Origin of the sequence: Thiocystis violacea (assembly GCF_016583565.1) — a bacterium.
Lineage (GTDB): Bacteria > Pseudomonadota > Gammaproteobacteria > Chromatiales > Chromatiaceae > Thiorhodococcus > Thiorhodococcus violaceus_A.
This window is the reverse complement of sequence record NZ_NRRF01000241.1, coordinates 1-654: the sequence shown is the minus strand read 5'-3', so window position 1 is coordinate 654 and position 654 is coordinate 1. Positions and strand designations below refer to the sequence as shown.

Below are 654 nucleotides of genomic sequence, written 5' to 3'. Positions count from 1 at the left end.
ATCTATGTTTCCCGGCGCCTCGGCCCGGGCGGCCGTTGAAATAGGCGGCCTGTGCCGGATCGGCGAACGCCGTCTGGATTCGTGCAATGTCCCCACGCCGGATTCCTGCGCCGTCAGGCGGCATGCAGGGTGACATCGCCGCACGCGGCGGGTGGGCGGTTGACCTGACCATCCGAAGCGGCGAACGTCCCGCCAATGCGCCATGGTGCCGAAGGGTTTCGGGGCAAGTGGCTATTTCATAAGGAAAATCCAGAAAGGCCCCGCCGTGAGAGCAGCAGTTTTTTCAATCTCCCTCGTCGCGGCGCTGGCCGCCCAGCAGGCCCCCGCCCAGATCGTTCCCGAGGGGAAGTGCGCGGTCACGGTGGCATCGCGGCCGACGCTTGACGACGTGCGCATCTATGTCCAGTTCGACCTGCCCGAAGTGCTCCGCCCCAGCTTGGATGTCGTGCAGACAAACAATGGCTGGTATGCCATCACCGTCGGCACCCTTCCGGTCGGCAGCTTTGAGCAACACAAACCCCAACTCGTGGCGCGGGGCCTGTTGCCAGAGGATGCCTATTGCTCTGCCGGGCAGGGCTATGTCGCGGTTGTTCCGCCCTCGGACTATTCGCCGGGCAGCGGTGCCAGCGCGGCGCAAGAACCCGCCAAGGACCA

1 protein-coding gene is annotated in these 654 nt (G+C 65.1%); it reads left to right on the top strand.

Translation table 11 applies throughout. From position 1 onward, the window contains the following. Positions 1-205 precede the first annotated feature (205 nt). Positions 206-654, top strand: a 449-nt coding sequence (locus CKO23_RS25020; RefSeq protein ID WP_207168700.1) for a hypothetical protein, incomplete at its 3' end; no start/stop codon positions are given.